The organism is Deltaproteobacteria bacterium (assembly GCA_009930495.1).
Taxonomy (GTDB): domain Bacteria; phylum Desulfobacterota; class Desulfovibrionia; order Desulfovibrionales; family Desulfomicrobiaceae; genus Desulfomicrobium.
Window position 1 is genome coordinate 1 of sequence record RZYB01000299.1, and the last position, 2233, is coordinate 2233.

Genomic DNA, 2233 nt, shown 5'->3' on the forward strand with positions numbered 1-2233 from the left:
GAGACCTCGATCTCCAACTCGCCCGCCTCCGCCGCCGTGACCGGCGCAAAACGCGGATCCTCGAAGGCGGCGGCGCCGGCCATGCGCTCAATGGTCGCGACCAGCGGTCCGTTGCCGACAATGTTGCCGATGCAGCCGCGCAACTGGCCGTGCCTTTTCAGGGTCACGAACGCGCCGAGTTCGGCGTCCAGGGTTTCGGAATCAAGATGGGGTTTTGCGCCGGGCAGTCCCAGATGATGGGCGATGGCCCAACGGATCAGATCCTTGCAGAAACGCTTTTCCTCGTCGGTCAGAGACAGATGAAACTCCTGCATGGCGACCTCCTAACGGTCAAAAGGCGGTTCCAGTGGCGGATTGGTCCAGAATGGTCCGGAAAAATCCCGGCCAGCGCCATCGACACGGACCTGGCGTCCGTCCAGGCGCACCCGACCGCTGGCAATCCATTGCAAGGCTTGGGGGTAAATGCGGTGTTCGAGCTTCAGGATGCGCGCGCCCAGGCTGGACTCATCGTCCTCGGCAAAGGCGGGCACGGCGGCCTGGATGATGATGGGCCCATGGTCCATTTCCTCGTCCACGAAATGGACCGTGCACCCGGCCAGACGCACCCCGTGACCAGCCTGCTGGGCCTGGGCGTGGATGCCGGGGCAGGCCGGCAGCAGGGCCGGATGGATATTGACCACCCGACCGGCAAAGGGTGTCAAAAAGGCCGGAGTCAGAATGCGCATGAATCCGGCCAGGGCCACCCACTCCACCCCGGCCGTCTGGAGCAGACGAACCAGCTCGCGGTCAAAATCCTCGCGCACGGGAAAATCCGCATGGCGCACGCAGGCCGTGGGGATGCCCGCCGCCCGCGCCCGCTCAAGACCCACGGCCTCGGGCTTGTTGGACACCACCAACGCGATCTCGGCGTGCAGGGATCCATCGGCCACGCGGTCGAGCATGGCCTGCAGGTTGGACCCGGAGCCGGAGACAAGCACGCCCAGTCGCATGGCTAGCCCCGCACCAGGGCGTCAACCAAGGCCGGGATGGTGTAGTCCTCGGGCATGATGTCCGGAGTGAAACCGTATTTCTCCAAGGTCTTGGCCGTGACCGGACCAATGCAGCAGATCTTGAGCGACTGGCCCACGTACGGCCGCAGGGTGTCGGCCGGGACCAGGGCGAAGAAATTGTCCACGGTGGAGGAGCTGGAAAAGGTCAGATAATGCAGCCGCCCTTTTTCCAACAAATCGACGATCTCGGCCCCATCCTCCTGGGTCAGGACGGTTTCGTAGACCGGGAGCACGTCCACCCGCGCCGCGACCTTGGCCAGCTCCTCAGGCAAAACCTCGCGGGCGACCTTGGCCCGGGGAATGAGGACGCGTTTGCCCTCGATGCCCAGGGCGAGCAAGCCCTCGACCACGGATTCGGCCACGTACTTGGGCGGGACGAAATCAGGCCGGATGCCGCGCTCGCACAGGGCTTCGGCCGTGGCCGGACCAATGGCCGCGACCTGCACCGCGCCCAGAGCGCGAGCGTCCTTGCCCAGGGCGTCGAGCTGATTCCAAAAATGGCGCACGCCATTGACCGAGGTAAAGACAACCCAGTCATAGGTCGGCAGGTGCTCGATGGCGAACTGCACCGGGCCGTAATCCTTGAGCGGCACAATGGTGATCGTCGGAAACTCGTAACAGGCCGCGCCGAGACGCTCCAGGGTGTCCTTGAGGCCGCTGGCCTGCTCGCGGGCCCGGGTCACGACCACGCCCCGCCCGTGCAGGGGCAGCTTCTCGAACCAATTCAAGGTGTCGTGCAGCTGCACCACCTGGCCGACCACGAGCATGGATGGCGCCTTGATGCCTTCGCGCTCGGCCAGGGCCGAAATCTCGCCCACGGTCGAAACCCAGGATTGGTGTTTGGCGGTCGTGCCCCAGCGCACCAGGGCCGCGGGCATGTCGGCCCGCATGCCGTGTTCCATCAATTTGCCGGTGATGTAGGGCAGGTTCTTGACGCCCATGTAAAAACACAAGGTGCTGGCCGCCGTGGCCAAGGCTGGCCAGTTATGCGCCGAATCAGGCTTGGTCGGATCCTCGTGGCCGGTGATGAGCGACACGGACGAGGCGTACTTGCGGTGCGTCAGCGGGATGCCGGCATAGGCCGCGCCGGCCACGGCCGAGGTCACGCCGGGCACGACCTCAAACTCCAGGCCCGCTTCGAGCAACTCCTCGGCCTCTTCGGCGCCGCGTCCGAAAATGTACGG

3 protein-coding genes are annotated in these 2233 nt (G+C 65.2%); all 3 read right to left on the bottom strand.

What is annotated here, in order from left to right:
- Positions 1-314 (bottom strand): AMMECR1 domain-containing protein (locus EOL86_14005; protein NCD26687.1); only part of this gene is annotated, 314 nt, incomplete at its 3' end.
- A gap of 9 nt (positions 315-323) precedes the next feature.
- The gene (locus tag EOL86_14010) at positions 324-989 is read right to left on the bottom strand and encodes a phosphoribosylglycinamide formyltransferase (protein NCD26688.1); all 666 of its coding nucleotides are present in this window, start codon (positions 987-989) and stop codon (positions 324-326) included.
- A 2-nt stretch (positions 990-991) separates the two neighbouring features.
- On the bottom strand, positions 992-2233 hold a 1242-nt coding region (locus tag EOL86_14015; protein NCD26689.1), incomplete at its 5' end, for a HemD protein.